Origin of the sequence: Hydrogenophaga defluvii, from assembly GCF_042665235.1 — a bacterium.
GTDB lineage: Bacteria > Pseudomonadota > Gammaproteobacteria > Burkholderiales > Burkholderiaceae_C > Hydrogenophaga > Hydrogenophaga defluvii_A.
Window position 1 is genome coordinate 128,948 of sequence record NZ_JBHTBZ010000010.1, and the last position, 26,913, is coordinate 155,860.

Below are 26,913 nucleotides of genomic sequence, written 5' to 3' on the forward strand. Positions count from 1 at the left end.
ACAGTCTGCAAGCGGCGCTGCCGGGGCAACGCCGCTCACGCACGGTTCTGGTCAGCCCTGGGCCGCGAAATCGGCGTAGGCGGTTTCGCTCAGCAGGCCGGCGAGTTGGCCCGCGTCGGACAGCTTGACCTTGAAGAACCAGCCCGCACCCAGCGGGTCGCTGTTGGCCAGCGAAGGGTCAGCGCGCAGGCCTTCGTTGACTTCCACAACCTCACCGCTCAATGGCATGTAGACATCGGCAGCGGCCTTGACCGACTCGACCACGCCGGCCACTTCTTTCTGTGCGATGGCCTTGCCCACTTCGGGCAGATCGACAAACACCACGTCGCCCAGCGCGTCCTGCGCGTGGTGGGTGATGCCGACGGTGGCGACATCGCCACTGACTTCGACCCATTCGTGGTCTTCGGTGAATTGTTTGGTCATGAAGGGCTCCGTTGAGAAGATGAAAAAAGGGTTCAGCCGCGGTGATAACGCGGCGGCAGGAAAGGCATCGCGGCCACTTCCATGGGCACCACCTTGCCACGCACGATGGCGTTCACGCGGGTGCCCACGGCGGCGTATTCTGCGCCCACATAGCCCATGGCCACGGGCTTGTCCACGCTGGGGCCCAGCAGGCCGCTGGTGACTTCGCCTATGGTTGCGCCATGGGTGTTCTGCAGTTCGGTGTGTTCGCGCACCGGCACCCGCTCCAGGGCCACCAGACCCACGCGCTTGCGGGTCAGCGCTTCGGCGCCGTCCAGCTGCGCCAGCACCTTGTCCGCGCCGGGGAAACCACCAGCACGTTCGCCGCCCGTGCGCCGTACTTTCTGCATGGCCCAGTTCAAGCCGGCTTCCACTGGCGTTGTGGTGGTGTCAATGTCGTTGCCGTAGAGGCACAGGCCGGCTTCCAGCCGCAGCGAGTTGCGTGCGCCCAGGCCCACAGGATTCACTTCGGGTTGGGCCAGCAGGGCGCGGGCCAGGGCCTCGGCCTGTGCAGCGGGCACCGAGATCTCAAAGCCGTCTTCGCCGGTGTAGCCGCTGCGTGTGACGTAGAGGTCGGCGCCGTTCCAGCTGAAGTCGCCACCGGTCATGAAGACCAGTTTCTCGACGCCGGGCAGCAGGCGGGCGAGGGCGGTCACGGCCTGGGGTCCTTGCAGGGCGAGCAGGCCCCGGTCAAATAACACATCGATTTGGCAGCGACCGCCGATGCGGGCCAACATGTGGGCAAGGTCGCCATGTTTGCACGCGCCGTTGACGATGACGAAGATGTCCCGGCCCCGGTTGACGAACATCAGGTCGTCGATGATGCCGCCCTCGTCGTTGAGCAGCAGGCCGTAGCGTTGTTTGTGTTCGCCCAGGCCTATCACGTCCACTGGCATCAGGGTTTCGAAAGCCGCTGCCGCGTCGGGCCCGACCAGGCGCAACTGGCCCATGTGCGACACATCGAACAGGCCAGCGGCCTGGCGGGTGTGGAGGTGTTCGGCCATCAGGCCGGGCTTGTACTGCACCGGCATGCTGTAGCCTGCAAAAGGCACCATGCGCGCACCCAGTTCGAGGTGCAAGGCGTTCAACGGGGTGGTCAACAGGGTGTCGGAGGACATGGAGCGGACTTGAAATGCAGGGGCCACACACGGCCATGCCGTGCACCAGCCCCACTGTCCGCTTTACCTGAGAGATTCACGCGGGCGATGCCGCGTTTGCTCCTTCGGTGGGCCATGTTCTATGGCCTCTCTCCAGGGGGGAATCGCCCGTTGCCGGGCGTCTGCCAGTCCTTTTGCCTGAGCGTTCAGGGTTTGCATGTGCAAACCGCCTGCGCCTTCGGCGGTCGCTCGGGGCGACACTCTCCTGACGTGGGCGCGATTGTAGCGCCGTGCCAAGGCGGCGCATGGCCGTGTTGGGCAACTGATATCAAAAAAAACGGGGCGGTGCGTTTGATCAGGTCTGGCGCAACCACGGATTGATGAGCGTCACGCCAGTGGGTTCGAAATCGGCCACGTTGCGGGTGACCACGGTCATGCCGTGCACCAACGCCGTCGCGGCGATCAGCGCGTCTCGCTCGCCACGCTTGTCGGGCACGTGGAGCCGGGCGCAGCGTTGTGCCACAGCGGTGTCGATCGGCAGCGTGCGCGCCACAAACTCCGGCAAGACCTGTTGGTCCAACCACGTGCGCAGCAAGGCGCCCTGGATGGCGTCCTTGCGCTCAATGGCCAATACGCCCAGCTCCAGTTCCATGACGGTGATGGCCGACACAAACAGATCGGCGGCATCGACGCTGTCGGCCCAGGCGGCCACATGCGCGTCGGCCTTGCCCAATCGCACCTTGCGCAGTTCGGACACCACGTTGGTGTCGAGCAGGTACATCACGACAAATCAGCCGGCCGGGTAGCGATGGTCACACGCGGCGGCTCAAACGCAATGTCCGCGGTACCCGGCAAGGCCAGGGCGTCGGCGATGTGGCGCCGTTGCCGGGTCAGCCGCTGGTATGCCTCGAAGCTCAACAGCACATGCGCAGGCTTGCCTCGGTCGGTGATGAACACGGGCCCGTTCTGGGCCGCGCGCTTGGCGCGGGTCACGTCTTGGTTCAGCTCACGGCTGGACAGGGTGGTCACGGTCATGTTGCACCTCCTACGGCTTCAAATGTAGTTACATTACTACATGAATGTTGACCGCGCAAGCGGGCGCTGCAGTTGCCATGCCCTACCGTGTGGCGGTAGGCTCCGTCACCAAAAAAGTGGCCCGTGCGGTGACGATGGGTGCGGCATTGGCGACGATCAACAGGTTGGCAAATGCCAGGCGGCTCCCTACTTTGACCACCGACACGTGGGCTTCCAGCCAGTCGCCCACGTTGGCGGTGCCCACGTAGTCCAGTCCCAGGCTGGTGGTCAGCATGCGAACGGGTGGTTGCTGCGACATCGCCGTCACATACCCAAGCGATACGTCTGCCATGGTGGCCAACAGGCCACCATGCACGGTCCCGGTGTTGTTGGTGTGCCTGGTTTCTACCCGCAGCCCAACCACAAAACCACGTTCTTCTGGCTTGTAGAAATAGGGGCCTGTGGCGTCGAGAAAAGGACTCGTGCGAAACAGGGGTTTGAAACCGGGTGGGCAACCGGTATCAGCCATGGGGCGTCCTCCGTAGACGCCCGCCACTACACGAAGCTTGCAGCATGTTTCTCCATTTGTTCATCACCTTCAGTGCGGTTATCTGGGCAGGGCACGCTCCAGCAGGCGGTCCACGTCCAGCGCGCTGGGGTCCACCAGGCCGGTGACGGCGCCCCAGTGGCCGCTGAAACGGGTGGCCACGAAGGCCTGGGCCACGTGCTCGGGCGCGTACTGGCGCAGCAGGCAGGCCTGGGCCAGCACACACAGGCGGGTGGTGAACTGGCGCCCTATGCCTTCCAGTTCCTCCGGCTTGCGCTGCAGCATCTGGCTCAGGGCCAAAGCTTCTTGCGTGAGGGTTCTATCGTCGCCCGCACGGCGCATCAGGTCGGCCAGCAGCACCTCCGCGTGCGCGGGCTGGCGGCCGATGCCGCGCATCACGTCCAGGCACATCACGTTGCCCGAGCCTTCCCAAATGGAGTTCACCGGCGCCTCGCGGAACAGGCGGCCCATGATGCCGTCTTCCACGTAGCCGTTGCCGCCAAACACTTCCATCGCCTCGCCGGTGAGTTCCACTGCGCGCTTGCAGACCCAGAACTTGGCTGCCGGCGTCATCAGGCGGTGCCAGGCCTGGGCCTCGGGCGTGTCGTGTTCGTAGGCCTCGGCCAGGTGCATGCCCAGCACCAGCGCGGCCTCGCTTTCCAGCGCCATGTCGGACAGCACCGCGCGCATCAGCGGCTGCTGGGCCAGGGTGTAGCCAAAGGCCTTGCGCTGGCGGGCGTAGGCGATGCCTTGCACCAGGGCCTGGCGCATCATCGCGGCGCTGCCCAGCACACAGGTCAGACGGGTGTAGGTGGCCATCTCGATGATGGTGGGGATGCCGCGCCCGGCCTCGCCCATCAGCACGCCCCAGGCGTCGTGGAACTCCACCTCGCTGCTGGAGTTGCTCTTGTTGCCCACTTTGTTCTTCAGGCGCTGGATGTGGATGGCGTTCTTGCTGCCGTCCGGCCGCCAGCGCGGCACAAAGAAGCAGGCCAGGCCGTCCTCGGGCGTGCGCGCCACCACCAGGTGGGCATCGCACATGGGGGCTGAGAAAAACCACTTGTGGCCGCGCAGCAGGTATTCGCCGCCGCGCCCGCCCGCGCCGACGGGCGTGGCCGTGGTCTGGTTGGCGCGCACATCGGAGCCGCCCTGTTTCTCGGTCATGCCCATGCCGATGTAAATGGCGGTTTTCTGCGCGACGGGCAGGTCGCGCGGGTCGTAGCCATCGCTGAAGAGCTTGTCGCCCACCTGCGCCCACAGCGCCGGCTCGCGCTGCAGCAGCGGGATGGCGCCCAACGTCATGGTGGAGGGGCACAAGGTGCCGGCCTCGATCTGGGCGTGCATGTAGAAGCCTGCCGCCCAGGCGGCCCAACGGCCAGGGGCGTTGTCGCGGAAGGGGCTGGAGATGAGGCCGGCCTGCCGGTAGCGCGCCAGCAGCTCGTGCCACGCGGGGTGGAAGTTCACCTGGTCCACACGGCGGCCCCGGGCGTCAAAGGTTTTGAGTTCGGGCAGGAAGCGGTTGGCCAGGTCGGCCTTGGCGTAGCTGTCGGCCGTGCCCATCAGCGCGCCGTAGTCGCCGAGTCGGCCGTGGGCCGAGGCGCCGCCGTGGCGGGTCACGGCCTCCTGCAGGGCGTGGTCGGTGGCGTAGAGGTTGTAGTCCTGCAGTTCGTCGAACTGGTTGGTGACGTCGTGTGTGGGCCAGCCCATGCTAATGTCTCCGCGTGTGTGTTTGCCTCGGAGAAGTTTAGGAGCCATGCCCCGCGAACGTGTTCGGATTCCCGCCACCTCGGTGGCGCTGCGGCGGCGCCCCCAGCAGTCGCGCGCCCGCGCCAGCTCCGAGGCCCTGCAAGATGCCTTTGTTCGGGTTTTGTTGGACCGGGGTTATGCCGCCATGACCGTGCGCGAACTGGCCGGCGTGGCCGGTGTGGGCATTGGCACGTTCTACGACTACGTGAGCGACAAGCAGGCCCTGGCCGCCTTGACCATCCACCGCCGGGTGCGCGCGGTGGGCCAGCAACTGGTGAGCACGGCGCAGGCCCATGCGGGCCTGCCGTTGGCGCGCTTGGTGCCGCTGCTGGTGGAGCAGCAGATCGAGAGCATGCGCGGTGACGTGCGGGCCTGGGCGGCGCTTTATCAGCTGGAGCGCGAAATCTCACCGCCAGAGGCTTACCGCAAAAACTACCGGCGTTATGTGGACGCCTGGACCATGGCCTTGGCTTGCGCGTGTGATGCGCCCGAGGCTGATGCCTTGCAACCCCTGGCGCGCGCGGTGCATGTGCTGACCTATGGCGCGGTTTTTCAGGCCTTGCTGACCCAGGGCGTTCGTACCGATTGGGCGCAGGTCAAGGGGGATTTAGGGCGCTCGCTGGCGGGGCATCTGTCGCCCGCTTGAACGAAAAAAGCGGCCGAGGCCGCTTTGGTGTTGAGCTTGGGGCGATTCACATGCCCACGTAGTTCGGCCCGCCGCCGCCTTCCGGTGTGACCCACACGATGTTCTGCGTCGGGTCCTTGATGTCGCAGGTCTTGCAGTGCACGCAGTTCTGTGCGTTGATCACCAGCTGGTCGGCGCCGTCCTTGTTGACGAACTCGTACACACCGGCCGGGCAGTAGCGGCTTTCGGGGCCGGCGAACTTGGACAGGTTCACACTCACCGGCACGCCAGCGTTCTTGAGTGTGAGGTGGGCCGGCTGCTGTTCTTCGTGGTTGGTGTTGCTGATGAACACGCTGGAGAGGCGGTCGAAGCTGATCTTGCCGTCGGGCTTGGGGTAGCTGATCTGCGGCATCTCGGCGGCTGGGCGCAGCTTCACATGGTCGGGCGTGGTGTTGTGGAGCGTCCAGGGCGGGTTGGCCACGCCCACCTTGGGCAGCAGCCATTGCTCGATGCCGGTCATGGCTTGGCCGACCAGCTTGCCCTTCTTGAACCAGTTCTTGAAGTTGCGGGTCTGCTGCAGTTCTTCGTTGAGCCAGCTTTTCTCGAAGGCGGCGGGGTAGGCGCTCAGTTCGTCCTGCGCGCGGCCAGCCGCCACGGCTTCGGCCAGGGCCTCGGCGCACAGCATGCCGCTCTTGATGGCGGCGTGGCTACCCTTGATGCGCGCGGCGTTCAGGTAGCCGGCGTCGCAGCCGATGAGCGCGCCGCCCGGGAACACTGTCTTGGGCAGGGCTTGGGGCGTGCCGTTGTTGATGGCGCGCGCGCCGTAGCCGATGCGTTTGCCGCCTTCGATGTGCGCCTTGATGGCCGGGTGGGTCTTCCAGCGCTGCATTTCCTCGAAGGGCGACATCCAGGGGTTTTTGTAGTCGAGCCCGATGACGAAGCCCAGCGTGACCTTGTTGCCCTCCAGGTGGTAGAGGAAGCCACCGCCAAAGCTGTCGTCCACCATGGGCCAGCCGGCGGTGTGCACCACGCGGCCGGGCTGGGCCTTGTCGGCAGGCACTTCCCACAGTTCCTTGATGCCGATGGCAAACGTCTGTGCGTCTTTGCCGGCGGTCAGGTCGTACTTGGCCAGCAGCTGCTTGCCCAGGTGGCCACGCGCGCCTTCGGCGAAGATGGTGTACTTGCCCAGCAGCTCCATGCCCAGCTGGAAGCTGTCCATAGGCTCGCCGTCCTTGCCCACGCCCATGTTGCCGGTGGCCACACCCTTGACGCGGCCCTGCTCGTCGTACAGCACTTCGGCAGCGGCGAAGCCGGGGAAAATTTCCACGCCCAGGTTCTCGGCCTGCTGTGCCATCCACTTCACCACGTTGGACAGGGAAATGACGTAGCAGCCGTGGTTGTGGAAGTTGCGGGGCACCAGCCAGTCGGGGGTGCGGGTGCTGCCGGTCTCGGACAGGAACAGCACGTCGTCGCCGGTCACTTCCTGCGCCAGCGGGGCGCCCAATTCCTTCCAGTTGGGGAAGAGTTCGGTGATGGCGCGCGGGTCCATCACGGCGCCACTCAGGATGTGGGCGCCGGGCTCAGACCCTTTTTCCAGCACCACGACCGAAATTTCCTGGCCCTTGTCGGCAGCGATCTGCTTCAAGCGGATGGCGGTGGCCAGGCCAGCCGGGCCACCGCCCACGATCACCACGTCGTATTCCATGGATTCGCGGGGGCCGAACTGCGCCAGTATCTCGTCGTGGGTCATGAGGGGTCTCGGTAGAAGTTGTGTGGCACCACGCCCCCAGGCGAGGGCAGGGCGGTCTTGTCTAGCTCGCGACGGATTTTAGTGGGGCTTCACAGACAATCTCGATCCTGTCATTTCCAAGTAAGCCATTTTCTAGAGAGCACGCTCATGTCGCATCACATCGATTGGACGGACCATGTCGCCTGGGCTACCCGGCACGCTGGCGCGACGACGCTGCGGCTGCGGGGCGCGATGGCCGCCCACATGGGATGCCCGGTGTGAGCGCCACCAACGTGGCGGTGGGTGCCGACCCGAACGCAGCCCTGGCCCAGCGCCGTGTCACGGTGGGCTTGTTGGCGGGGCTGGGTGCGGGCGCGCTGTGGGGTCTGGTGTTTGTGGCGCCGCGCATGGCGCCCGGTTTCACGGGTGTGGACGTGGCCTCGTTCCGTTTCATGAGTTTTGGGCTGATGTCTGCCGTGCTTCTGGCCTGGCGCCTGCGGCGCGGTGAGGTGCCACCCACCGGCGCCCAGATGCGTGCGGCCCTGGGTTTGAGTGTGTTGGGTTTCACCGGCTACTACACGCTGCTGGCGCTGGCGATCGGTTGGGCCGGCACGGCGGTGCCAGCGCTCATCATCGGCACCATCCCCCTGTGGCTGATGGTGCTGGGCAAACCTGAGCACCTCAGCTGGCGTGCGCTCTGGCCAGGCCTGGTGTGCACGGCCGCAGGGCTGGCGCTGATGGTGTGGGCCGATCTGGCGCACGTGACGCTGGGCGATGCGGCGTCGGGTCAATACGGCTGGGGCATGGCGTTGGCGGTGCTGTCCATGGTCAGCTGGACGGCTTTTGCGCTGCTCAACGAGCGCTGGGTCAAAGCCCACCCGGAGGTCGATTCGGCCCAGTGGACCAATTGGCTGGGCGTGGCCACCGGGCTGGGCGCCTTGCTGTTGTGGTTGGCGCTGGGCACCCCCTGGGCCGAACTGGTGGCCTTGCCCGGGTTGGTGCAAGGCCTGATGGTGTGTGTGTTGACCGGCGTGGGCTCGGCCTGGTTGGCGTCCTTGTTGTGGACCATGGCCAGCCGCCGTTTGAGTGCCAGCCTGTGTGGCCAGTTGATCGTCAGCGAGACGCTGTTCGCGCTGGTCTATTCGTTTGTGTGGGACGCCACCTGGCCATTGCCAGTGCAGTGGGTGGCGGCGGTCCTGTTTGTGTTGGGCATTGTGGCTTCGGTGCGCGCGCACCGCGAGCCCGCCATCGATGAGGTGCACCTGTGAAATTGGAACTGCCGAGCCAGAAAAAGCTGGTTCATGACATGACCCTGCCCATCCGCTGGGGCGACATGGACGCGATGGGCCATGTGAACAACACGGTCTACTTTCGCTACATGGAGGTGGCGCGCATCGACTGGATGACGGCCATCGGCTGCCCGCCTGCGCCATCTGGTCATGGCCCACTGGTGGTGAATGCGTTCTGCAATTTTCACCAACAGCTGGAATACCCGGGCGATGTGCGTGTGCGCACGTATGTGAGCGACCCGGGGCGCAGTTCGTTCGAGACCTGGTGTGTGTTGTCGCGGGCGGACGATCCGGACACGGTGTATGCGTCGGGTGGTGCTACCACGGTGTGGGTGGATTACCAGGCCAAGCGGTCGGCGCCTATGCCGGAGTGGTTGCGTTCATTGGTGTCCTGAGGGTTTTTGCCACTGGGTGGGCGGGATCGGGGTGGCGGGGCGCTCTGCGCCGCTCGTGTCCCCCGCCGGCTGCGCCGGCTCCTCCTTTACCTCGCTCTGCAGAACGCCCCACCACCCCGATCTGAAGTGATGTTGGCGCGCAACCGTTGGTTTGCCGACATGGTGGATGCCCGAGGGCATGGGGTGCTTGGCGCAGCGGCATAAAGGAGGAGCCGGCGCAGCCGGCGGGGGACAGCCGCGGAGCCAAGCGCCCCATGTCCTCGGGCGCAACGAAGCAGGCCCTTCACTTGGCCTTGGGTACCCGCCCCATCAGATAGAACTCTGGGTTCGGCATCATCCCGCTGAAGCTGGCGATGCGGTTGCTCAGCCCAAAGAAGGCCGTGATGGCCGCGATGTCCCATGCGTCTTCGTCGGTAAAACCATGGGCATGGAGGGTCGCAAAGTCCGCGTCCTCGATCTCATCCGAGCGCTGGCACACCTTCATTGCAAAGTCCAGCATGGCGCGCTGCCGTGGCGTGATGTCCGCCTTGCGGTAGTTCACCGCCACCTGGTCGGCCACCAGCGGCTTCTTCTCGTAAATGCGCAAAATCGCGCCGTGGGCCACCACGCAGTACAGGCAGTTGTTGGCCGCGCTCGTGGTGGTCACGATCATCTCGCGGTCGCCCTTGCTCAGGCCCGAGTCCTCCTTGAGCATCAGCGCGTCGTGGTAGGCAAAAAACGCCCGCCACTCGGCTGGGCGCCGCGCCAGCGCCAGGAACACGTTGGGCACAAAGCCGGCTTTTTCCTGCACCTCCAGTACCTTGGCCTTGATGTCCTCGGGCAGGCTGTTGAGATCGGGGATGGGGTAGCGGGGGGTATGGCTCATGCGTGTCTCCGTGGTTGTTCGGCCAAGTTTATCCTTGGGTTTTCCAACCGAAGGACACACCCATGAACCCCGATCAGTACGACAAAGGCCTGGCCATGCGCAAACGCGTGATGGGCGAAGACTTTGTGGCCAAGGCCTTTGGCAACGCCACCGAGTTCACCCGCCCCATGCAGGACTACATCACCCACAACGCCTGGGGTGATGTCTGGCAGCGTCCGGGCCTGGACCTGAAAACCCGCAGCTTGATCACTGTGGCCATGCTCACCGCGCTGGGCAAACAGCACGAGCTCAAAGGCCACGTGCGGGGTGCCCTCAACAACGGTGCCACGCCTGAAGAAGTGCGAGAAGTGCTGCTGCACGCCAGCATTTATTGCGGGGTACCCACCGCAGTAGAGGCCATGCGCACGGCCGCCGAGGTGGTGGACGGACGCTGACAGCACTCGGTGCGAGGCCCTAAAACAACTGGTTTCAAGCGGTAAGAAATGTTAATTTGAGCTGACTTCTGCCTTACGATTGCATCCCTTTTTGGGGTGTCAAGAGGAGACAACATGCTCAACCGTTTGAGTTTCAAGGCCAAGATTGGCCTGCTGGTGGCGGCCTCCGTGGTCGCGGTGATGCTGATGGCGGTGACGGCAGCCCTGCAGTCGCGCACCCAGATCACCGAAGCGCGCCAGCAGCAACTGGTGACGGCTGTGCAGGCGGCCCACGGTACCGTACTGGGGTACCAGGCCAAAGCCGCCAAGGGCGAAATGAGCGAAGCCGACGCCAAGAAGGCCGCCGCCGAGGCGGTGGGGCTGTCGCGTTACGGCGGCCCTGAGGGCAAGACCGAGTACTTCTACATCTGGACCTTGGACGGTGTGGGCGTGATGCACCCCATACGCACCGAGTGGAACGGCCAGAACATGATTGGCAAGGTCAAGGACGGCGCCGGGGTGGACATCATCGTGGCGCTGATGGATGGCATGAAAAACAGCCGCGATGGCCGTGCGTTTGTGCCCACCAATTTCCCCCGCCCCGGCTCCACCGTGGCGGTGCCCAAGCTGCAATACATCATCAAGGTCGATGGGTGGAACTGGATGGTGGGATCGGGCCTGTACACCGATGACCTGGACCAGCAGATTCGCCAGCGTTTTGTGCAGGATGCCGTGTTGTTGCTGGTCGCGCTGCTGATCATCGGTGGCATTGGCTGGGTGATTGCGCGTTCGGTCATCCGCCAGATTGGCGGCGAGCCTGATGTGGCCTATGCCGCCATGTCGGAAGTGGCCAAGGGCAACCTGGGCGTGCGCCTGCCGCCCACCCAGACGGGCAGCATCCTCGATGGCCTGCACCAGATGGTGGATTCCTTGCGCCAGCTTGTGGCCGAGGTGCGCAGCTCCACCGACAGCATCGCCAACGCCTCCAGCGAAATCGCCCAGGGCAATGCCGACCTGTCTCAGCGCACCGAACAGACCGCCAGCAACCTGGAGGAAACCGCCTCGTCGATGGAGGAGCTGACCGGCACCCTGCAGCAGACTTCCGGCAGTGCCCAGACCGCCAACCAGTTGGCGTCGTCTGCCGCCGAGGTGGCCCAGCGCGGTGGTCAGGTGGTGGCGCAGGTGGTCAGCACCATGGGGGAAATCAACGACAGCAGCCGCAAGATCAGCGACATCATCGGCGTCATCGACGGCATCGCATTCCAGACCAACATCCTCGCGCTCAACGCCGCCGTGGAAGCTGCGCGCGCTGGCGAGCAGGGCCGTGGTTTTGCGGTGGTGGCGTCCGAGGTGCGCAGCTTGGCCGGGCGTTCGGCGGCGGCGGCCAAGGAGATCAAGGAGCTGATCGGCGCCTCGGTGGCCAAGGTGGACAGCGGCACCCAGTTGGTGGCACAAGCCGGCCAGACGATGGACGAGATCGTCAGCTCGGTCAAACGCGTGAGCGACATCATTGCCGACATCCACAGCGCCTCGGCCGAACAGAGTCAGGGCATTGCCGAGGTGAACCAGGCGGTGTCGCAGCTGGACCAGATGACGCAGCAGAACTCCGCCCTGGTGGAGGAGAGCGCGGCGGCTGCCGACAGCATGCGCGAACAGGCGCAGCGCTTGGCGCAGGTGGTGTCGGTGTTCCGCTTGGGCAACGAGTCGGTGGCGCCGCCACCCAGTGCGCCGGTCGCGCCACGCCGGCCCGCCCCCCCGCCTGCTGCGCCTCGCAAACCCGCACCCACCGCCTTGACCCAGCCCCGGCCCACCTCGCGCCCGGCGGCGGCCCCGCCCAAGGTGGGCGCAACCCCCCGTGCGATTGCCGCGCCAGCGGCGGCGCGCCCGGCCGCTGGTGGTGACGACAAAGACTGGGAAACCTTCTGATGGGCGGGGGCAATCCCGCCTAAAACAGTCAACAATAGTGAGGCAATTGTTTCTGTGGGAACGAAAATGACAAAAAAAGTAATATAGGCCGTGTGGCACCGCCCTTGGGAAGGGGCCGGTGCCCAGGCTGATGTGGGCCCCACCGGGGCGGGTCAGGGAGGAAATAATGCCAATCATCCGTTCGCTGGGTCTGCGCGCCAGCATGTATCTGGTCGCCGCTGTGCTCACGCTGGGGCTGGCCATGCTGGCCGCGTTCGCGTACCACAACCTGGGGGACGTGCAACGCCGCGCCACCTACATCGAGACCTCACGCGTGTCGCAGCTGGAGGCGGCCTCGGCGATGGAACTCAATGTCACCCGTGTTTCGCTGCAGTTGCGCCACATGATGCTGGCGCGTGACCCGGCCGAGCGCCGCGCCGCCCTCGACGACATTGTTGCCAAGCGCCAGGCGCTGGATGCCTTGTTGGGCCAGCTGACAGCGGCGGCCGACGATGACCAGGCCCGCAGCCGCCTGGCAGACCTGCCCCGGCTGTACAAAGCCTTCTGGCAGGAAGGCGAGGCCAACCTCCAACTGATCGCCGACAGCCGCACCGATGAGGCGTTCGATTTCCTGGTCCGGCGCACCATACCGGCCCGCAACGCCGTGCTGGCGGTGCTGGACGACACGCGGCGCGCCCAGCAGGCCGGCCTGCAGGCCGACACCCGGCGCCTGGTCAGCGACGCCAGGCGCACCTTGGTGTTGCTCGTGGGCATGGCGGTGGCCATCACGGTGGTGCTGTTGGGCTTGTTTGCTTACATTGGCCGCCGTTTGCACCAGCGGGTGGAGCAGACCCGTGCCGTGGCGCAACGTGTGCGCGATGGCGACCTGAGTACCGAGGTGAGAGACGGCGCGAACGACGAGTTCAGCCCACTGCTGGCGGCCATGCGCGACATGCAACAGGCGTTGGCCCGCATTGTCTCCAGTGTGCGCAGCAACGCCGAAGACGTGGCCAGCACCAGCTCGCAGATTGCGCAGGGCAACAACGATCTGGCGCAGCGCACCGAGGAGCAGGCCGGCACCCTGAGCCACACCGCATCGACCATGCAGCAGCTCGGTGTGAACGTGCAGCAGAACGCGGGCAACGCGCGCCAGGCCAACCAGCTGGCTCAAGGCGCCAGCGCGGTGGCACTGCGGGGTGGCGAGGTGGTGACCCAGGTGGTGTCCACCATGGAGGGCATCAACCACAGCTCGCGTCGCATTGCCGACATCATTGGTGTCATCGACGGCATTGCGTTTCAGACCAACATCCTGGCGCTCAATGCCGCGGTGGAGGCCGCGCGTGCGGGCGAACAGGGCCGAGGTTTTGCCGTGGTGGCCGGCGAGGTGCGCAACCTGGCCCAGCGCAGCGCGGCGGCGGCCAAGGAAATCAAGGACCTCATCGACGACAGCGTGCGGCGGGTGAGCGAAGGCAGCGGTCTGGTCCACCGCGCGGGCCAGACCATGGAAGAAATTGTGCACAGCATCGGGCAGGTCAACACCATCGTCAGCCAGATCAGCACCGCCAGCGACGAACAAAGCGCGGGTGTGATCCAGGTGGGCGACTCGGTGGGCCACATGGACCAGGCCACCCAACAAAACGCGGCCTTGGTGGAAGAGTCGGCGGCGGTGGCCGAGGCGCTGCGCCGCAAGGCCGCCGACCTGTTGCAGACGGTGTCGGTGTTCCGCTTGTCCGGCGTTCGGGCCTGACGCTGCGGCCGTTCAGCCCACCAACAAGCGCTGCACCAGGTCGGTGATGCCGTTGGCCTGGTACTTGCGCATCAGGCGCGCGCGGTAGATCTCCACCGTGCGGTGGCTGATGGCCAGGGTTTTGCCGATCTCCTTGGCCGTCAGGCCCTGCATCACCAGCGCGGCCACCTCGCGCTCGCGGGCGGTGAGGTCGGCTTTCACCGTGCGGCGTGCGCTCAGGTCTTCAAAGCTCCAGATGCCGGCCGCGTGGGGGTCGTTCCTGTCCAGCGAACGCCCGGTCACATGGCACCAGAATGTCTCGCCCTTTTGAGCGCCGTCCACCCGTTTCATCAAGCGGTCATCGGCATAGTGGCCGCGCGTGTTCATGATGGGTGCGATGCGCTCGCCGGTGCGCTGGTACTCGTCGGCGCTGGGGTAGAGGATTTGAAAGCTCTGACCCACCAGCTGTTCGCGGCTGGCGCCGAACATGTCGCACACGGCGCGGTTGCAGTCCACCATGGTGCGGTGGCGCGAGAGCACCAGGCCCACCGGCGCCAGGTCAAAGGCCAGGCGGTAGTCGATGGCGGCGTGTGCGGGGACCGGGTTGGACATTACGAAATACTACGTATCTGAATACGTAGTATCGTAGCGTTTCTCGTAGACCCCTTCACTTTCTGACTGGAGACCGGTGGCATGAACAAGATTTACCCCAGCGCTGCCGAGGCGCTCAAAGGCGTGGTGGCCGATGGCCAACTGCTGGCCGTGGGCGGCTTTGGCCTGTGTGGCATTCCCGAGGCGCTGATCGACGCGCTGCGCGACAGCGGCGTGCAGAACCTGACCGCCATTTCCAACAACGCCGGTGTGGACGACTTTGGACTGGGCAAGCTGCTGCAGACACGCCAGATCAAGAAGATGATCAGCAGCTACGTGGGCGAGAACAAGGAGTTCGAGCGCCAGTACCTGTCGGGCGAGCTGGAGCTGGAATTCACGCCACAAGGCACGCTGGCCGAGAAGCTGCGCGCCGGTGGCGCCGGCATCCCCGCCTTTTTCACCAAAACCGGTGTGGGCACCCTGGTGGCCGAGGGCAAGGAGCTGCGCGAGTTCGACGGCGAAACCTACGTGATGGAGCGCTCGCTGGTGCCCGACGTGTCGCTGATCAAGGCCGACGTCGCCGACCGCAGCGGCAACCTGCGCTTCAACATGACGGCGCGCAATTTCAACCCCGCCGCCGCCACCGCCGGCAAGATCTGCATCGTCGAGGTCGAGCGCATCGTCGCCACCGGCGAGCTCGCGCCCGACGACATTCACCTGCCTGGCATCTACGTGCACCGCATCGTGCTCAACGCCACGCCCGAAAAGCGCATCGAAAAGCGCACCACCCGCGACCGCAAAGTTTGAGGAGACCGACATGCCCTGGACCCAAGACCAAATGGCCGCGCGCGCGGCATCTGAACTGCAAGACGGCTTTTACGTCAACCTCGGCATCGGCATCCCGACGCTGGTGGCCAACCATGTGCCCGACCACATCGAGGTTTGGCTGCAAAGCGAAAACGGCATGCTGGGCATTGGCCCCTTCCCGTACGAAGACGAGGTCGATGCCGACCTGATCAACGCCGGCAAGCAGACCGTGACCACCATCAAGGGCTCGTCCATCTTCGGCTCCGACCAGTCCTTTGCCATGATCCGTGGCGGCAAGATCAACCTGTCCATCCTGGGCGCCATGCAGGTCAACGCGCGCGGCGACCTGGCCAACTGGATGATCCCCGGCAAGATGATCAAGGGCATGGGCGGCGCCATGGACCTGGTGGCCGGCGTCAAGCGCGTGATCGTGCTGATGGAACACGTGGCCAAGAAAAAAGACGGCACCGAGGACCTCAAGATCCTGCCCGAGTGCACCTTGCCGCTGACCGGCGTGGGCGTGGTGGACCGCATCATCACCGACCTGGGCGTGATGGACGTGACGCCCGAAGGCCTCAAGCTGGTGGAGCTGGCCGATGGCGTGACGCGTGAGTTCATCCAGAGCAAGACCGGCGTGCCGCTGATCTGAACCCCCTAGGGTAGGGGTGCGTACCCGGCTCGCCTGCGCCGGGTACGCGAATTGCTCAGTGCCTGCACCTCAGGCCACCCAAGAGCACATTTCCATGCAGGCACCCATCGCCGCCTACCTCGAGGCGCTGCACGCACAATTGGCCGGCGCCAACGCTGGTGAACTGGCCAGCTACATCCCCGAACTCACCAAGGCCAACCCCGATTGGCTGGGCATCAGCATCGTCACCATGGACGGCGTGGCCTACAGCGTGGGGGATGCCGAGCAGCTGTTCACCATCCAGTCCATCTCCAAGCCATTCGTGTACGGCATGGCCCTGGCCGACCGGGGACAGCAGGCCATGTCCGACAAGGTGGGCGTGGAGCCCAGCGGCGACGCTTTCAACTCCATCAGTCTGCATCCCCAGACTGGTGCGCCGCTCAACCCCATGATCAACGCTGGTGCGATCGCCACCACCAGTTTGGTGGCCGGGCGCACCACCGAGGCGCAGTGGCAGCGCATCGAGTCGTCCATCGCCACCTTCGTGGGGCACCCGGTCACGGTGGACGGGTCGGTTTACCAGTCCGAGAGCAGCACCGGCCACCGCAACCGGGCCATCGCCTGGATGCTCAAGAACTTCGGCATCATCGAAGGCGAGCCCATGGCGTCGCTGGAGAACTACTTCCGGCAATGCGCCATCGAGGTGAGCTGCCGCGACCTGGCCTACATGGCCGCGACGCTCGCCAATGGCGGGGTCAACCCGTTGACCGGGCAGCGCGCCTTGCCCGCCGAACACGTGGGCCAGGTGCTCAGCGTCATGGCCACCTGCGGCATGTACGACTTTGCTGGCAGCTGGCTCTACGAGGTGGGCATGCCGGCCAAAAGCGGCGTCGGCGGTGGTGTCATCGCGGTCATCCCCGGGCGTTTTGGCATCGCCATCTTTTCGCCCAGGCTGGACGCCAAGGGCAACAGCGTGCGTGGCATCGAGGCCTGTCGCCGCATCTCGCGCGATTTTGGCCTGCACATGTTCCAGCAGGTGCGCGACCCGCGCCAGGCCCTAGGCCGGGTCTACACCGGGGCCGACGCGGCATCGCGCCGCAAACCGGTGGGGCCGGCCCGGGCGCACCTGCAGGCGCACGCGCACCGCATCAAATACCTCTCGCTGCACGGCATGCTGGCGGTGGACGGGGTGGAGTACATCGTGCGCCGCATGCTGGGCATGGCCGCTGACACCGACTGCTTCATTCTCGACATGAACCAGGTCACCGGCGTGGCCGACAGCGCCGCCTTGATGTTGCACCAGGTGCGGCGCACGCTGCAGATCGAGGGCAAACCGGTGGTGTGCTCGCGGGTGCACCGGCGCGCCGCCATCCTGCAACCGCTGGCGCGGGCGGCGGGGGCGCAGGACCGGGGCTTTCTGGTTTTTGAAGACAACGACCTGGCGGTGGAGTGGTGCGAAAACCGCTTGCTGCAAGGCATGGGGTCGACCGAGGAGGTGGCCGTGCCCCTGGCCGACTCGCCCTTGCTGGCCGGCTACTCGCCGGAGATGCTCAAGCTCATGGACAGCCACATGAGCACCGAGCTGTTTGGGGCTGGCGACACCATCCTCAAGGCCGGCGAGGCCGGCGATGGCCGGGTCTTCTTCATCGAGAGCGGGCGGGTCAGCGTGTTGGTGCCGCTGGACGAAGGGGGGCACCAACGCATCGCGTCGCTGGGGCCGGGCATGGCGTTTGGCGAAATGACGCTGCTGGGCCAGACCCAGCGCACCGCCTCGGTGGTGGCCGACAGCGACGTGCGCTGCCGCGTGCTGCATGTGAACGACCTGGAGGCACTGGCCCAACAGATGCCAGAGATCAAGATACGGCTGCTGGAAAACCTGGCCCGCGACCTGGCGGTGAAGCTGCGTGGCGCCACACAGTGGATTGCCGCGCTGGCCTGAGGCCGGGTCAGCCGACTCAGCGCCAGGTGCGCGTATTATCTGAGGCGTTCGACCACAGCCCGTGCTGCGGTCAGGCCGCGACACGAGGAGACCGCGCACCATGCAATTGTTTGTCTGGGACCACCACTTCAGCACCGGCCTGCCCGAGCTGGACGAGCAGCACAAGGCGCTGATCGACGTCTTCAACCGCTTGCACGACACCCTGTTCCACGCCGGTGTGTCGTCCGACGAACGCGAAGCCGCGCTGCGCCGCGCCTTCGACCGCCTCATGAACTACGCCCGAGCCCAGTTCACCGGCGAAGAGCAACTCATGCGTGAGGCCGGCATCGACGAGCGCCACCAGCAGAAACACCGCCGCCAGCACGAGCAGTTCATCATCAACCTGCGCGAGATGTGGAATGGCCGCGCGACCCAGCCCGACCTGCATGGCCGGCTGATGGGATTTCTGGTGTCGTGGATCGGTCTGCACATCCTGGGGGTGGACCCATCGATGGTGCGGCAGATGCGCCAGGTGAAAGCGGGGCGGGCGGCCGTGGATGCCTACGAGGACGATCCGGGTGTATCTGAGGCCGGCCAGCGCGCGCTGCTCAATCTGGTGGGACACCTGTACCTGGAGCTGTCCGCGCACGCCCGCGCGCGCGACGCCGCATTGGCTGCGGCCGACGCGGTGGCCGCCAGCGCCCAGGTGCTGCACGAGCGCCTGGCGCGCCAGGGCCATTTTGACGACGAACTCCAGGCCGCCGATGCGCGCCTGTTTGAAACCCGGCTGGAAGAAGAAGCGGCGCGCGGTTTTCGCAGCGAGTCACCGCTGTCGATGATCCTGCTTGACTGGGGGGTCGAATCGGCCAACGAGCCCTCGGTGTTGTTGCGCGATGTGACACGCGCGGTGGCCGCCGAGATGAAGCGCACCACCGACCTCGTGGCCTGTCTGGGCCCTCAGCGGGTGGCGGTGTTGTTGCCCGACACGCCGCTGGACGGCGCGCAACTGGCGGGCCAGCGGGTGGCCGCAGCCATTGCCGCGTTGGGTCCGCTGCGCATGGGTGTGGCCGGTGCGGTGCCGCGTTCGCGTGGTTATGGGGCGGTGCTGCTGGCCGATGCGGCCTCGTCCTTGTTGCCCATTGCTCACGCCGCCGTGTCGGCGCCTTTGCCCAACAGCTGATCCACGCTGGTTTGCAGCTCGGGCGCGCCGAGCAGCGTTTGCAGCGCGGCCTCCTGGGCGGGCTGCAAATGACCCGCCAGGTGGTGGGTGCAAAGGGCGGTGTCGGTGGCCAAGTGCCACTGGGCCAGTGTGTCGAGCGCGCCTGCGGTCAGGCGCTCGGCCAGACGGGCGCACAGGTAGAGCAGGGCACGGCGTGTTGCGGCGGGGGTGTCCAGGCCGCTGGCGGGCTGGGTCAGCACCAGGTCGATGTCACCCACCCCGTGCACGATGCTGGCGGGCAGTTCCCAGCTGGTCATCAACAGGCGACCGATTTCGGGCGCACACAGTCCCAGCGCCTGCTGTTGTGCGCTGTAGCGCTGCACCAAATCAAGCGACATGTCGGTCAACGCCGGTTGGGCGCGGCTCTGGGGCAGGGTGGCCACGGCCATGTGGCCCACAAACGAGAGCACCACCTGGGTGACCAGGGTGCCGGCGTCGGCCATGTGCAGCTGTTTGCTCAGCCGTGAGCACAACTCGCTGGCAATGGCGCTGGCGGTCCACAACTGCTCGAACACGCGGCGGCTGGCGGGGTCGCTGGCCTGGAAGGATTCGTCGAGCAGGTAACGCACGCAGATGCTGCGCACGGTGTTCATGCCCAGAAAGGTGATGGCCTGACCAATGCTGGTGACGGAGCGCTGTAGTCCATACAGCGGAGAGTTGACGGTGGACAGCACCTTGGCGGCAATCAGCGGCTCGCTCATGACCAGCTCGCTCATTTCCGTCGAGGTGGCCGTGGCGAGGAACTCGGGCGAGATCAGGCGGTGCAGCGCACGGGGTGGTCGGGGAATGTTGCGCAAGGACTCGGTGAGGGCATCGCGCTGGGCGGGGGGCATGTCTTGCACCGGTGTGATGCGGAAAGTCGCCAGTTCGGGGGGCAATGGGCGTGAGGACACCGCCACAGGTGTGCCCTCAGATGGAGCCCTGTGTGGGACCGCAACGGGCTGGTGTGAGGGCGGAGCGGCCCGCGGCTCGGCGGGGCGCATGGTGGTGGGTGTGTTGTCACGGCGCGGCGCCGCACGGCGCAGCACGAGGTAGGCCACAACCGCCAGCACCAGAACGATGAGGCCAAACAAAACGGGGGGGGTCATGCGGTCAGCTCCGAGTGAGGCGGGTGGAGGGTGTAGGTTGTGGGCAGCTGGTCCACGGGCACCGGGTGGCAAAAGAGGTAACCCTGGTAGCGCTTGCAACCGGCTTGCCGCAGCATGTCGAACTGTGCCTGGGTCTCTACCCCTTCGGCCAGTACGTTCAGTTTCAGGTTGCGGCCCATGTCCACAATGGCTTTGACGATGGACAGGTCGTTGGCGTCGAGCAGCAGGTCGCGCACAAAACTCTGGTCGATCTTGAGCTGGTCCAGCGGCAGGCGCTTGAGGTAGTTGAGCGACGAATACCCGGTACCAAAATCGTCGAGCGACAGCCGCACCCCACGCGATTTGAGCGAGTGCATTTTGGCGGTGGCGCCGTCCACGTCTTCCACCAGGTGGCTTTCGGTCAGCTCCAGTTCCAGGCGTTGTGGGTCGGCCCCGGTTTCGGCCAACACCGTGGCCACCAGTTGCACAAATTCGGGGTGGTGCAGCTGGCGTGCGCTGATGTTGACCGCCACCAGCAGGTGTGCGCGCTGTGGGTCGTCGCGCCAGGCTGCGATCTGTTCGCACGCGCTGCGCAGAATCCACAGGCCCAGCGGCTCGATCAGCCCCGACACCTCGGCCAGTCCGATGAAGCTGCCCGGCGGCACCATGCCACGTTGCGGGTGCTGCCAGCGCACCAGGGCCTCGACCCCGAACACCGCGCCGTGTTCGTCGATCTGTGGCTGGTAGTGGAGCAGAAACTGACGCTGCGCCAGGCCTTCCCGCAGGTCGGCTTCCAGCGCCGCACGCGCCGCGATCACCGCCTCCATGTCGGAGCGGAAAAAGCGCACCGTGCCGCGCCCGGCGGCCTTGGCCTGGGCCAGCGCGATGTCGGCCTGTTTGAGCACCGCCTCCACCGAGTGGTCTTGCTGGTTCAGCAGCGCGATGCCGACGCTGACCGACGCCGGGTGGGTCAGTGTTTCAAGCTGGAAGGGCATGTCGGTGATGGCGCGCACCAATTGGGTGGCGGCGGTTTCGATCTGCCGCATGGCCAGGCCGGGCTGGGCGTTGAGCGAGGTCATGAGCAGGCCGAACTCGTCGCCGCCCAGCCGCGCCACCAGGTCGTCGGCACGGGCGCAGCCGCTCAGGCGTTGTGCGACCTGTTGCAGCAGCAGGTCGCCCACGTTGTGGCCGTGGGTGTCGTTGAGGCCCTTGAAGTTGTCGAGGTTGAGCAGCAGCAGGGCGTGCTGGTGCAGGCCGGCGGCCGGATCGGCCAACAACTGCTGCAGGCGCTCGATCATCTGGCGCCGATTGGCCAGGTGGGTGAGTGGGTCGTGGTACGCGAGCTGATGGATTTCCTGCAAAAACTGGCGCTGTTCTGTGATGTCCGTGGAAATGCCACACAGCGCGTAAATGCTGTTGTCGGCCCGGCGCAGCGGCAACTTGACGGAGAGGTAGGTGCGCTGGCTGCCGTCGGGCAGCCGGTTCACTTCCTCCTGCACCAGACGTTCGCCCCGGTCGAACACCCGCTGGTCGGTGACCCGGAGGTGCCGGGCTGTGGTCTGGTCAAAAAAAGCGCTGTCGCCTTGGCCGACGATCTCGGACAGGGGTTTGCCGAACAGCTCGCAGACCTGTCGGTTGGCATAGAGGTAGCGCAGCTCGGTGTCTTTGATGAAGATGAAGGCGTCCACGCTGTTGAGGATGGTGGACAGCTTGTCCTCGCTGGCGCGCAGCTCGGCGGTGCGACGCGCCACCTCGCGCTTGAGCAACGCCACAAAAGCCAGCGCGAGCAACAGCGCGGTCACCACGCCCCCCAGCCCCCACCAGAACGCGGCCGGAATGGGCGGTGATTCGCGTGGCACGGCCCAGCGTTTGAGCACCTGGTAGTAGGGCGAATCGGGCTGTGCCTGCCAGGGCTCGAGGTGGCGGTCGAGCGCGGCCAGCACATCAGCGTTGCGGCCTTTGGCCGCCACAAAAAACAGGCGCGAAGGCTGGAACATCAGGCTGGTTTCCACCAGCTTGTAGCGCCTCGCCGCCAAGTCGCCAAAGTGGTGGTTGACGGCGACGGCGTCGGCCTCACCAGCGGCCACACGGGCAAACGCCTCGTCAAACGTGGTGTGTGGCACCAGTTCCGTGCGCAGGCCAAAACCGGCCAGCAAGGTGGCCAGGTACTCTTGCTGGCTGGAGCCATCGAGCACGGCCACACGTTTGCCCTGCAGGTCCAGCATCGACTCGATGTGTTGCTCCGGTTTGCGGTAGAGCTGTGACCAGCTGTGCAGGGCTGGCACGCGGTGGAAGTCGTACAGGCGCACCCGCGAGTCGGTGCGCGCCACATCGGGCATCAGGTCCAGAGAGCCGGCCTCCAGGCTCGCCAGACAGGCGTCCCAACGGCAGGGCACGGGCACCAAGGTCCAGTTTTCGCGGCGCGCCACTTCTTGCAGCAAGTCGCCCATGATGCCGCTGGGCCGGCCGCTGGCATCGGCGGTGACCTTGGGCGGGTTGTCGTAAACGCCCACGCGCACCTCGCGCGCACTGACCACGGTCGGCAGGGTGAGAAGACAGGCCAGACCCAGGGTCAGGCTGCGCACGAATAATCGGAGCGCGACCGCATCACCACCCGTACACTGTTTCGACGTGTTTGCCATTGCGGCCAAGCATACGATAGGGTGGGTCGGTTTTTGCAAATGTTTGACAATGAAATGGCTCCCTGAAACCTTCCGTTCACGTTTGGCCTTGGCGATTGGTGTCTTGGCCCTGGGCGTGGGCTTGCCGTTTTACCTTTACGTCACCCACGTCTATGGGCAGCAGCTGGTGCGCGAACGCGAACAGGCCTTGCACGAGTTGGCCGAGGCGGTGGCGTCGGTGGTGTCGCTCAACCTGGAAGAGCGCTTGCGCGAGATCGGTCAGGTGGCTCGCTTGTCGCCCGAATTGGCGGGCGTGCGGGCGGAGGAGGCCGGTGCGGCCACGTTGGACGCCTTGCAGGCTGCCTACCCCGTGTACGCGTGGATCGGCGCCACGGACGCGCAGGGCGTGGTCAAGGTGGCCACGGGTGGCCTGCTGGTGGGGCGTTCGGTGGCGCAGCGCCCCTGGTTTGCCGCCGGTCTGAACGGCCCGTACCTGGGCGACCGCCACCGCGCGGATCTGCTGCAGTCGCTGCTGGCGCCGGGCGCGTCCGAACCGCTGTATTTCATCGACGTGGCGGTGCCGCTGCGGGCACCCGACGGCAGCGTGAGTGGTGTGCTGTCCGCCCACCTGCATTGGCGCTGGGCCGCCAACGTGGTGGGTGCCATCGTCCCCCGCAAAAGTGCGCGGCAACAAATCGATGTGTTCCTGGTCGACCAGACGGGGCACATCAGCTACCCCGACCGTGCTCTGGGCGCCGATCGCGTGCCCGACGGACTTGTGTCCGAGGTGCCGCAAGTGCTCGACAGCTGGCCGGAAGGGGGTGAGTACCTCAGTGTGGCCATGCCCGTGCCCGAGGCCGGGCCTGCCAGCCCGCTGGGGTGGCGTGTGGTGGTGCGACAGCCGCTGACCGCAGCGCTGGGCGATCTGGTCGATCTGCAGCGCGCGGTGCTGGGCGTGACCTTGTTGGCCAGCTTGGTGTTTTTGCTGCTGGCGTGGTGGGGCGCGCGCATCATCAGCCGCCCGTTGGAGGTGTTGACCGGCCTGGCCTTGCGTGTGGAGCGGGGCGAAGAAGATGTGGTGCTGGACGCCGGTGCACGCAGTGCCGAGGTGCGTGCCCTGTCGACCGCCTTGAAAGGCATGGCGGCCACCCTGATTGCCCGGCGCCAGGCGCTCGAGCGCAGCAACCACGAGCTGGAGGACAAAGTGGCCGAGCGCACGGCCGAACTCGCCCGCAGCAACGCCGAGTTGGAGCGCCTGGCCCGTCACGACCCGCTGACCGGCTTGCCCAACCGGCGCGCCTGTGACGAGCGCCTGGCCCTGGAGTTCGAACGCATGCGCCGCACCGGCGTGGCGTATGTGGTGTTGGTGCTGGACGTGGACCACTTCAAGCTGGTCAACGACAGCCATGGCCATGCGGCGGGTGACGCCGTGCTGCGGCACGTGGCCGATGTGCTGCGGCGCCAGTTGCGGTCCACCGACTTTGTGGGCCGCAGCGGTGGCGAGGAGTTTCTGGTGTTGCTGCCCCAGACGCCGCCCGACGAGGCCTTGCGTGTGGCGCAAAAGCTGCGTCATGCGGTCGACATCTCACGCCCGCCTGCCGCCGACCATGTGACGCTCAGCATCGGCCTGAGCGAGGCGCAACCGGAGCACAACAGCAGCGACGCGGCCGTGCGCGCGGCCGATCACCAGCTCTACCGCGCCAAACAGAACGGCCGCAACCGGGTGGAGAGCAGCTTCATGCGCTGAAAGGCGCAGGGCTGGTCCAGCCCATCGGTTGGCCGGTGTGGGGGTGGGGCAAGGTGATGGCGCAGGCGTGCAACAGCAACCGAGGTGAGGCCGCGAGCGCAGCGCCGTCGGCATACAGGTCATCGCCCAACATGGGGTGGCCCAGCGCCAGCAAATGCACGCGCAGTTGGTGCGAGCGGCCGGTCACCGGCACCAACGCCAACCTTGCGCAGGGGCCAAGCCCAGGCACTTCACTCACTTGCAGCGTGCGCCAACGGGTGTGGCTGGGTCTGCCGAGGTCAAAGTCCACCTTGCTTTTGGGCCGGTTGGGCCAGTCCACGATCAGGGGCAGGTGGATGTCGCTCCAGCCCTCGGCATCGGCGGCCGAGGCATCGGGCACACCGGCCACCACCGCCTCGTAGCGCTTGAGCACCCGGCGATCGGCAAACGCCAGGCTGAGCGTGCGCTGGGCGGCCGCACCGCGCCCCATCACCACGAGACCCGAGGTGGCCATGTCCAGCCGGTGCACGATGAGGGCGTCGGGGTAGACCGCTTGGGCGCGCGCACTCAGGCAGTCAGCCTTGTCGGGGCCGCGTCCTGGCACACACAAAAGGCCGGCGGGCTTGTCCAGCACCAGCAAGTGCTCGTCGGCGTGCACCACGTTGAGTCGTGTCATGCTCAAACCAAGTGTGCAGGCAGATCCGCATGCTGATGCAGCACGCGGATCACATCCAGGTGGGTGTCGCGTTCCAGGTAGAAGACCGCGTAGGGATAGCCGGTGGTGAGCCAGCAGCGCAGGCCGGGCACGTGGAGTGGCCGTGCGTAGCGAGGTGAGCCGGTGCCGGGGTGTTCGGCCAGGTGCAGGAAAGCGGCGTCAAGCGAATCGATGAACCCGAGCGCCACGTCGGCGTTTGCCTGCGTGAGGTAGTGGTCGAAGGCACGGTCAATGTCCGCTGCTGCAGCGGCCGTCGGTCGGCAGGGCTTCAAACCTTGCTGCCGGATGAACCCAACGCACGCTGGCGCAGGTGATCGCGCTGGGTCGTCCAGTCCGGCCCGGGGCCAGACGCCAAACCTTCGGCCAGCAGGGCGCGCAAACGCTCACGCCCTGCTTCCTGCTCGTCGCGGCGCACCAGATCGCGCACGTACTCGCTGTGGGTGCTGTAGCCACGGCTTTTGACGCGTTCATCCACGAACGATTTCAGTTCGTCGGACAGCGAGATGTTCATGGTGGTTGGCATGGTCAGCAGCTTAACGGTTTTGGCAATCTTTGCCAAGAAATGGTCTCCCGAAATGGCCTCCCGATGCTGCCCGTCACAGCTCCACCGCCTCCACCAGAAAGCGCACCCGTTTCTGGCCTTGCCACTCATCGGCGTCGAGCCGGAAGGCCAGCTTGGCACGGGCGGGCAGGGGCTCGGTGTGGCTGAACCAGATGCCGTCCACCGCCGCGCCCTGGTGTTTGAGTTTGAGCTGCAGGTGTTTTTCGCCCACGATACGTTGCGAGACCACCTCTACTTCTTCGCAGAACACGGGCGGCGCAAAACCCTGGCCCCAGACCGCGGCGTGCAAGGTGTCCACCACGTCGGGGCGGCGGTATTGCGGGTCCAGCGGGCCGTCGGTTTCCAGGCGGCGCTGCAGGGTTTCGGCGTCCAGCCATTCGCTGGCCACCTGGGCCAGGCCTTGTTCGAAGGCGTCCAGGCCGTCTTCGTGGATGGTGCAGCCGGCCGCCATGGCGTGACCGCCAAAGCGCAGCAGCACGCCGGGGTGGCGTTTGGCCACCAGGTCAAGTGCGTCGCGCAGGTGGAAGCCTGGGATGGAGCGACCTGAGCCTTTGAGTTCGTGCCCTTTGCCCTCGGCCGCGCTGGCCGCGAACACAAAGGTCGGGCGGTGCAGCTTGTCTTTGAGGCGCGAGGCCACGATGCCCACCACGCCTTCGTGGAAGTCCGGGTCGAACACGGTGATGGCAGGTGGCGGTGCCTCGTCTTCGTCGAACAGTTGTTCGGCCAGTTGTTGCGCCTGTTCGCGCATGTCGCCTTCGATGGCCTTGCGTTCGCGGTTGATGCCGTCCAGCGTGCGGGCCAGTTCGTCGGCGCGAGCCGCGTCGTCGGTGATCAGGCATTCAATGCCGAGGGTCATGTCGGCCAGGCGGCCGGCGGCGTTCAGGCGCGGACCCAGGGCAAAACCGAAGTCGAAGGCGGTGGCCGCTTGGGGGCGGCGCGCGGCCACGTTGAACAGCGCCGCCATGCCGGCGGGCAGGGCGCCGGCGCGCACGCGCTTGAGACCCTGGGCCACGAGGCGGCGGTTGTGGGGATCGAGTTTGACCACGTCGGCCACGGTGCCAAGTGCCACCAGAGGCAGCAGGGCGTCTACCTTGGGCTGTGTCGCTGCGGTGAAAACGCCGCGTTCCCGCAACTCGGCCCGCAAGGCCAGCAGCACGTAGAACATCACACCCACGCCCGCGATGGATTTGCTCTCAAACGTGCAGCCGGGCTGGTTGGGGTTGACGATCACACAGTCATCGGGCAC

Annotated in this window: 26 protein-coding genes, 1 pseudogene and 2 riboswitches; of the genes and pseudogenes, 11 read left to right on the forward strand and 16 right to left on the reverse strand. The window is 66.0% G+C overall.

Annotated features, from left to right (window positions below):
• Positions 1 to 51: 51 nt before the first annotated feature.
• From gcvH to ACFQU0_RS04400, 6 genes are all read right to left on the reverse strand, one after another.
• Complete coding sequence (gene gcvH, locus ACFQU0_RS04375) at positions 52 to 423, reverse strand: glycine cleavage system protein GcvH (RefSeq protein ID WP_382198901.1); 372 nt, start codon at positions 421 to 423, stop codon at positions 52 to 54.
• A 32-nt stretch (positions 424 to 455) separates the two neighbouring features.
• A complete protein-coding gene (gcvT, locus tag ACFQU0_RS04380; RefSeq protein ID WP_382198902.1) occupies positions 456 to 1,580 on the reverse strand; it encodes a glycine cleavage system aminomethyltransferase GcvT in 1,125 nt (374 codons plus the stop codon).
• Between the two features lie 44 nt (positions 1,581 to 1,624).
• Positions 1,625 to 1,726, reverse strand: a riboswitch (glycine riboswitch).
• A gap of 9 nt (positions 1,727 to 1,735) precedes the next feature.
• Positions 1,736 to 1,837, reverse strand: a riboswitch (glycine riboswitch).
• Between the two features lie 77 nt (positions 1,838 to 1,914).
• On the reverse strand, positions 1,915 to 2,343 hold the full coding sequence (locus ACFQU0_RS04385) for a type II toxin-antitoxin system VapC family toxin (protein WP_382198903.1): 429 nt from the start codon (positions 2,341 to 2,343) through the stop codon (positions 1,915 to 1,917).
• Positions 2,340 to 2,594 carry a type II toxin-antitoxin system Phd/YefM family antitoxin gene (locus ACFQU0_RS04390; RefSeq protein ID WP_382198904.1) on the reverse strand — a complete coding sequence of 85 codons (255 nt, stop codon included), beginning with the start codon at positions 2,592 to 2,594 and terminating at the stop codon, positions 2,340 to 2,342. Before ACFQU0_RS04390 ends, ACFQU0_RS04385 begins: the two co-directional genes overlap by 4 nt.
• Positions 2,595 to 2,676: 82 nt before the next feature.
• Complete coding sequence (locus ACFQU0_RS04395; protein WP_382198905.1) at positions 2,677 to 3,102, reverse strand: PaaI family thioesterase; 426 nt, start codon at positions 3,100 to 3,102, stop codon at positions 2,677 to 2,679.
• Positions 3,103 to 3,180: 78 nt separating this feature from the next.
• Entirely contained in the window at positions 3,181 to 4,827 is a 1,647-nt protein-coding gene (locus tag ACFQU0_RS04400; protein WP_382198906.1) for an isovaleryl-CoA dehydrogenase, read from the reverse strand.
• 46 nt (positions 4,828 to 4,873) lie between these two features.
• Between ACFQU0_RS04400 and ACFQU0_RS04405 the strand changes: the two genes are divergently transcribed.
• A complete protein-coding gene (locus ACFQU0_RS04405) occupies positions 4,874 to 5,512 on the forward strand; it encodes a TetR/AcrR family transcriptional regulator (RefSeq protein WP_382198907.1) in 639 nt (212 codons plus the stop codon).
• A gap of 46 nt (positions 5,513 to 5,558) precedes the next feature.
• Here ACFQU0_RS04405 and ACFQU0_RS04410 read toward each other — a convergent pair whose 3' ends face one another.
• Positions 5,559 to 7,241, reverse strand: coding sequence for an electron transfer flavoprotein-ubiquinone oxidoreductase (locus ACFQU0_RS04410; protein ID WP_382198908.1), 1,683 nt, complete (start codon positions 7,239 to 7,241; stop codon positions 5,559 to 5,561).
• A gap of 164 nt (positions 7,242 to 7,405) precedes the next feature.
• Here ACFQU0_RS04410 and ACFQU0_RS04415 point away from each other — a divergent pair, with 164 nt between their 5' ends.
• The gene (locus ACFQU0_RS04415) at positions 7,406 to 8,488 is read left to right on the forward strand and encodes a DMT family transporter (RefSeq protein ID WP_382198909.1); all 1,083 of its coding nucleotides are present in this window, start codon (positions 7,406 to 7,408) and stop codon (positions 8,486 to 8,488) included.
• Complete coding sequence (locus ACFQU0_RS04420; protein WP_382198910.1) at positions 8,485 to 8,904, forward strand: acyl-CoA thioesterase; 420 nt, start codon at positions 8,485 to 8,487, stop codon at positions 8,902 to 8,904. Before ACFQU0_RS04415 ends, ACFQU0_RS04420 begins: the two co-directional genes overlap by 4 nt.
• A 283-nt stretch (positions 8,905 to 9,187) precedes the next feature.
• Here the strand turns inward: ACFQU0_RS04420 and ACFQU0_RS04425 are convergent, their stop codons facing one another.
• The gene (locus ACFQU0_RS04425) at positions 9,188 to 9,769 is read right to left on the reverse strand and encodes a peroxidase-related enzyme (protein WP_382198911.1); all 582 of its coding nucleotides are present in this window, start codon (positions 9,767 to 9,769) and stop codon (positions 9,188 to 9,190) included.
• A gap of 62 nt (positions 9,770 to 9,831) precedes the next feature.
• Here ACFQU0_RS04425 and ACFQU0_RS04430 point away from each other — a divergent pair, with 62 nt between their 5' ends.
• From ACFQU0_RS04430 to ACFQU0_RS04440, 3 genes are all read left to right on the forward strand, one after another.
• Complete coding sequence (locus tag ACFQU0_RS04430; RefSeq protein ID WP_382198912.1) at positions 9,832 to 10,203, forward strand: carboxymuconolactone decarboxylase family protein; 372 nt, start codon at positions 9,832 to 9,834, stop codon at positions 10,201 to 10,203.
• A 114-nt stretch (positions 10,204 to 10,317) separates the two neighbouring features.
• Positions 10,318 to 12,108: a methyl-accepting chemotaxis protein gene (locus ACFQU0_RS04435; protein ID WP_382198913.1), complete on the forward strand. Its 1,791-nt coding sequence runs from the start codon at positions 10,318 to 10,320 to the stop codon at positions 12,106 to 12,108.
• A gap of 166 nt (positions 12,109 to 12,274) precedes the next feature.
• A complete protein-coding gene (locus tag ACFQU0_RS04440) occupies positions 12,275 to 13,834 on the forward strand; it encodes a methyl-accepting chemotaxis protein (RefSeq protein ID WP_382198914.1) in 1,560 nt (519 codons plus the stop codon).
• A gap of 12 nt (positions 13,835 to 13,846) precedes the next feature.
• On the opposite strand, the gene ACFQU0_RS04445 is transcribed toward ACFQU0_RS04440, so the two are convergent.
• On the reverse strand, positions 13,847 to 14,425 hold the full coding sequence (locus ACFQU0_RS04445) for a LuxR C-terminal-related transcriptional regulator (RefSeq protein WP_382198915.1): 579 nt from the start codon (positions 14,423 to 14,425) through the stop codon (positions 13,847 to 13,849).
• An 81-nt stretch (positions 14,426 to 14,506) separates the two neighbouring features.
• On the opposite strand from ACFQU0_RS04445, the gene ACFQU0_RS04450 reads away from it, so the two are divergent.
• The 4 genes from ACFQU0_RS04450 to ACFQU0_RS04465 all read left to right on the forward strand — a co-directional run bounded on the left by ACFQU0_RS04450 (position 14,507) and on the right by ACFQU0_RS04465 (position 18,937).
• Positions 14,507 to 15,211, forward strand: a complete 705-nt coding sequence (locus ACFQU0_RS04450; protein ID WP_382198916.1) for a CoA transferase subunit A — start codon at positions 14,507 to 14,509, stop codon at positions 15,209 to 15,211.
• Positions 15,212 to 15,221: 10 nt separating this feature from the next.
• Positions 15,222 to 15,860: a 3-oxoacid CoA-transferase subunit B gene (locus ACFQU0_RS04455; RefSeq protein WP_382198917.1), complete on the forward strand. Its 639-nt coding sequence runs from the start codon at positions 15,222 to 15,224 to the stop codon at positions 15,858 to 15,860.
• Between the two features lie 94 nt (positions 15,861 to 15,954).
• Positions 15,955 to 17,778, forward strand: a complete 1,824-nt coding sequence (gene glsA, locus ACFQU0_RS04460; protein WP_382198918.1) for a glutaminase A — start codon at positions 15,955 to 15,957, stop codon at positions 17,776 to 17,778.
• Between the two features lie 100 nt (positions 17,779 to 17,878).
• Complete coding sequence (locus ACFQU0_RS04465; RefSeq protein ID WP_382198919.1) at positions 17,879 to 18,937, forward strand: hemerythrin domain-containing protein; 1,059 nt, start codon at positions 17,879 to 17,881, stop codon at positions 18,935 to 18,937.
• Here the strand turns inward: ACFQU0_RS04465 and ACFQU0_RS04470 are convergent.
• From ACFQU0_RS04470 to ACFQU0_RS04480, 3 genes and pseudogenes are all read right to left on the reverse strand, one after another.
• Positions 18,901 to 20,064, reverse strand: a complete 1,164-nt coding sequence (locus tag ACFQU0_RS04470; RefSeq protein ID WP_382198920.1) for an HDOD domain-containing protein — start codon at positions 20,062 to 20,064, stop codon at positions 18,901 to 18,903. The two genes, ACFQU0_RS04465 and ACFQU0_RS04470, sit on opposite strands and share 37 nt — an antisense overlap.
• On the reverse strand, positions 20,061 to 22,628 hold the full coding sequence (locus tag ACFQU0_RS04475; RefSeq protein WP_382198921.1) for an EAL domain-containing protein: 2,568 nt from the start codon (positions 22,626 to 22,628) through the stop codon (positions 20,061 to 20,063). The genes ACFQU0_RS04470 and ACFQU0_RS04475 overlap by 4 nt, the downstream gene beginning before the upstream one ends.
• 284 nt (positions 22,629 to 22,912) lie before the next feature.
• Positions 22,913 to 23,074, reverse strand: a pseudogene (locus tag ACFQU0_RS04480) (pseudouridine synthase); the annotation flags it as partial.
• Positions 23,075 to 23,505: 431 nt separating this feature from the next.
• Here ACFQU0_RS04480 and ACFQU0_RS04485 point away from each other — a divergent pair.
• Positions 23,506 to 24,411, forward strand: coding sequence for a GGDEF domain-containing protein (locus ACFQU0_RS04485; protein ID WP_382198931.1), 906 nt, complete (start codon positions 23,506 to 23,508; stop codon positions 24,409 to 24,411).
• On the opposite strand, the gene ACFQU0_RS04490 is transcribed toward ACFQU0_RS04485, so the two are convergent.
• The 4 genes from ACFQU0_RS04490 to ACFQU0_RS04505 form a co-directional block, all read right to left on the reverse strand.
• A complete protein-coding gene (locus tag ACFQU0_RS04490) occupies positions 24,401 to 25,066 on the reverse strand; it encodes a pseudouridine synthase (RefSeq protein WP_382198922.1) in 666 nt (221 codons plus the stop codon). The genes ACFQU0_RS04485 and ACFQU0_RS04490 overlap by 11 nt on opposite strands.
• Before the next feature lie 2 nt (positions 25,067 to 25,068).
• Positions 25,069 to 25,377 (reverse strand): type II toxin-antitoxin system RelE/ParE family toxin, encoded by a 309-nt coding sequence (locus ACFQU0_RS04495; RefSeq protein ID WP_382198923.1) that lies wholly within the window; start codon positions 25,375 to 25,377, stop codon positions 25,069 to 25,071.
• Positions 25,374 to 25,628 (reverse strand): type II toxin-antitoxin system ParD family antitoxin, encoded by a 255-nt coding sequence (locus ACFQU0_RS04500; protein WP_382198924.1) that lies wholly within the window; start codon positions 25,626 to 25,628, stop codon positions 25,374 to 25,376. The genes ACFQU0_RS04495 and ACFQU0_RS04500 overlap by 4 nt, the downstream gene beginning before the upstream one ends.
• Before the next feature lie 73 nt (positions 25,629 to 25,701).
• Positions 25,702 to 26,913 (reverse strand): single-stranded-DNA-specific exonuclease RecJ (locus ACFQU0_RS04505; RefSeq protein ID WP_382198925.1); only part of this gene is annotated, 1,212 nt, incomplete at its 5' end.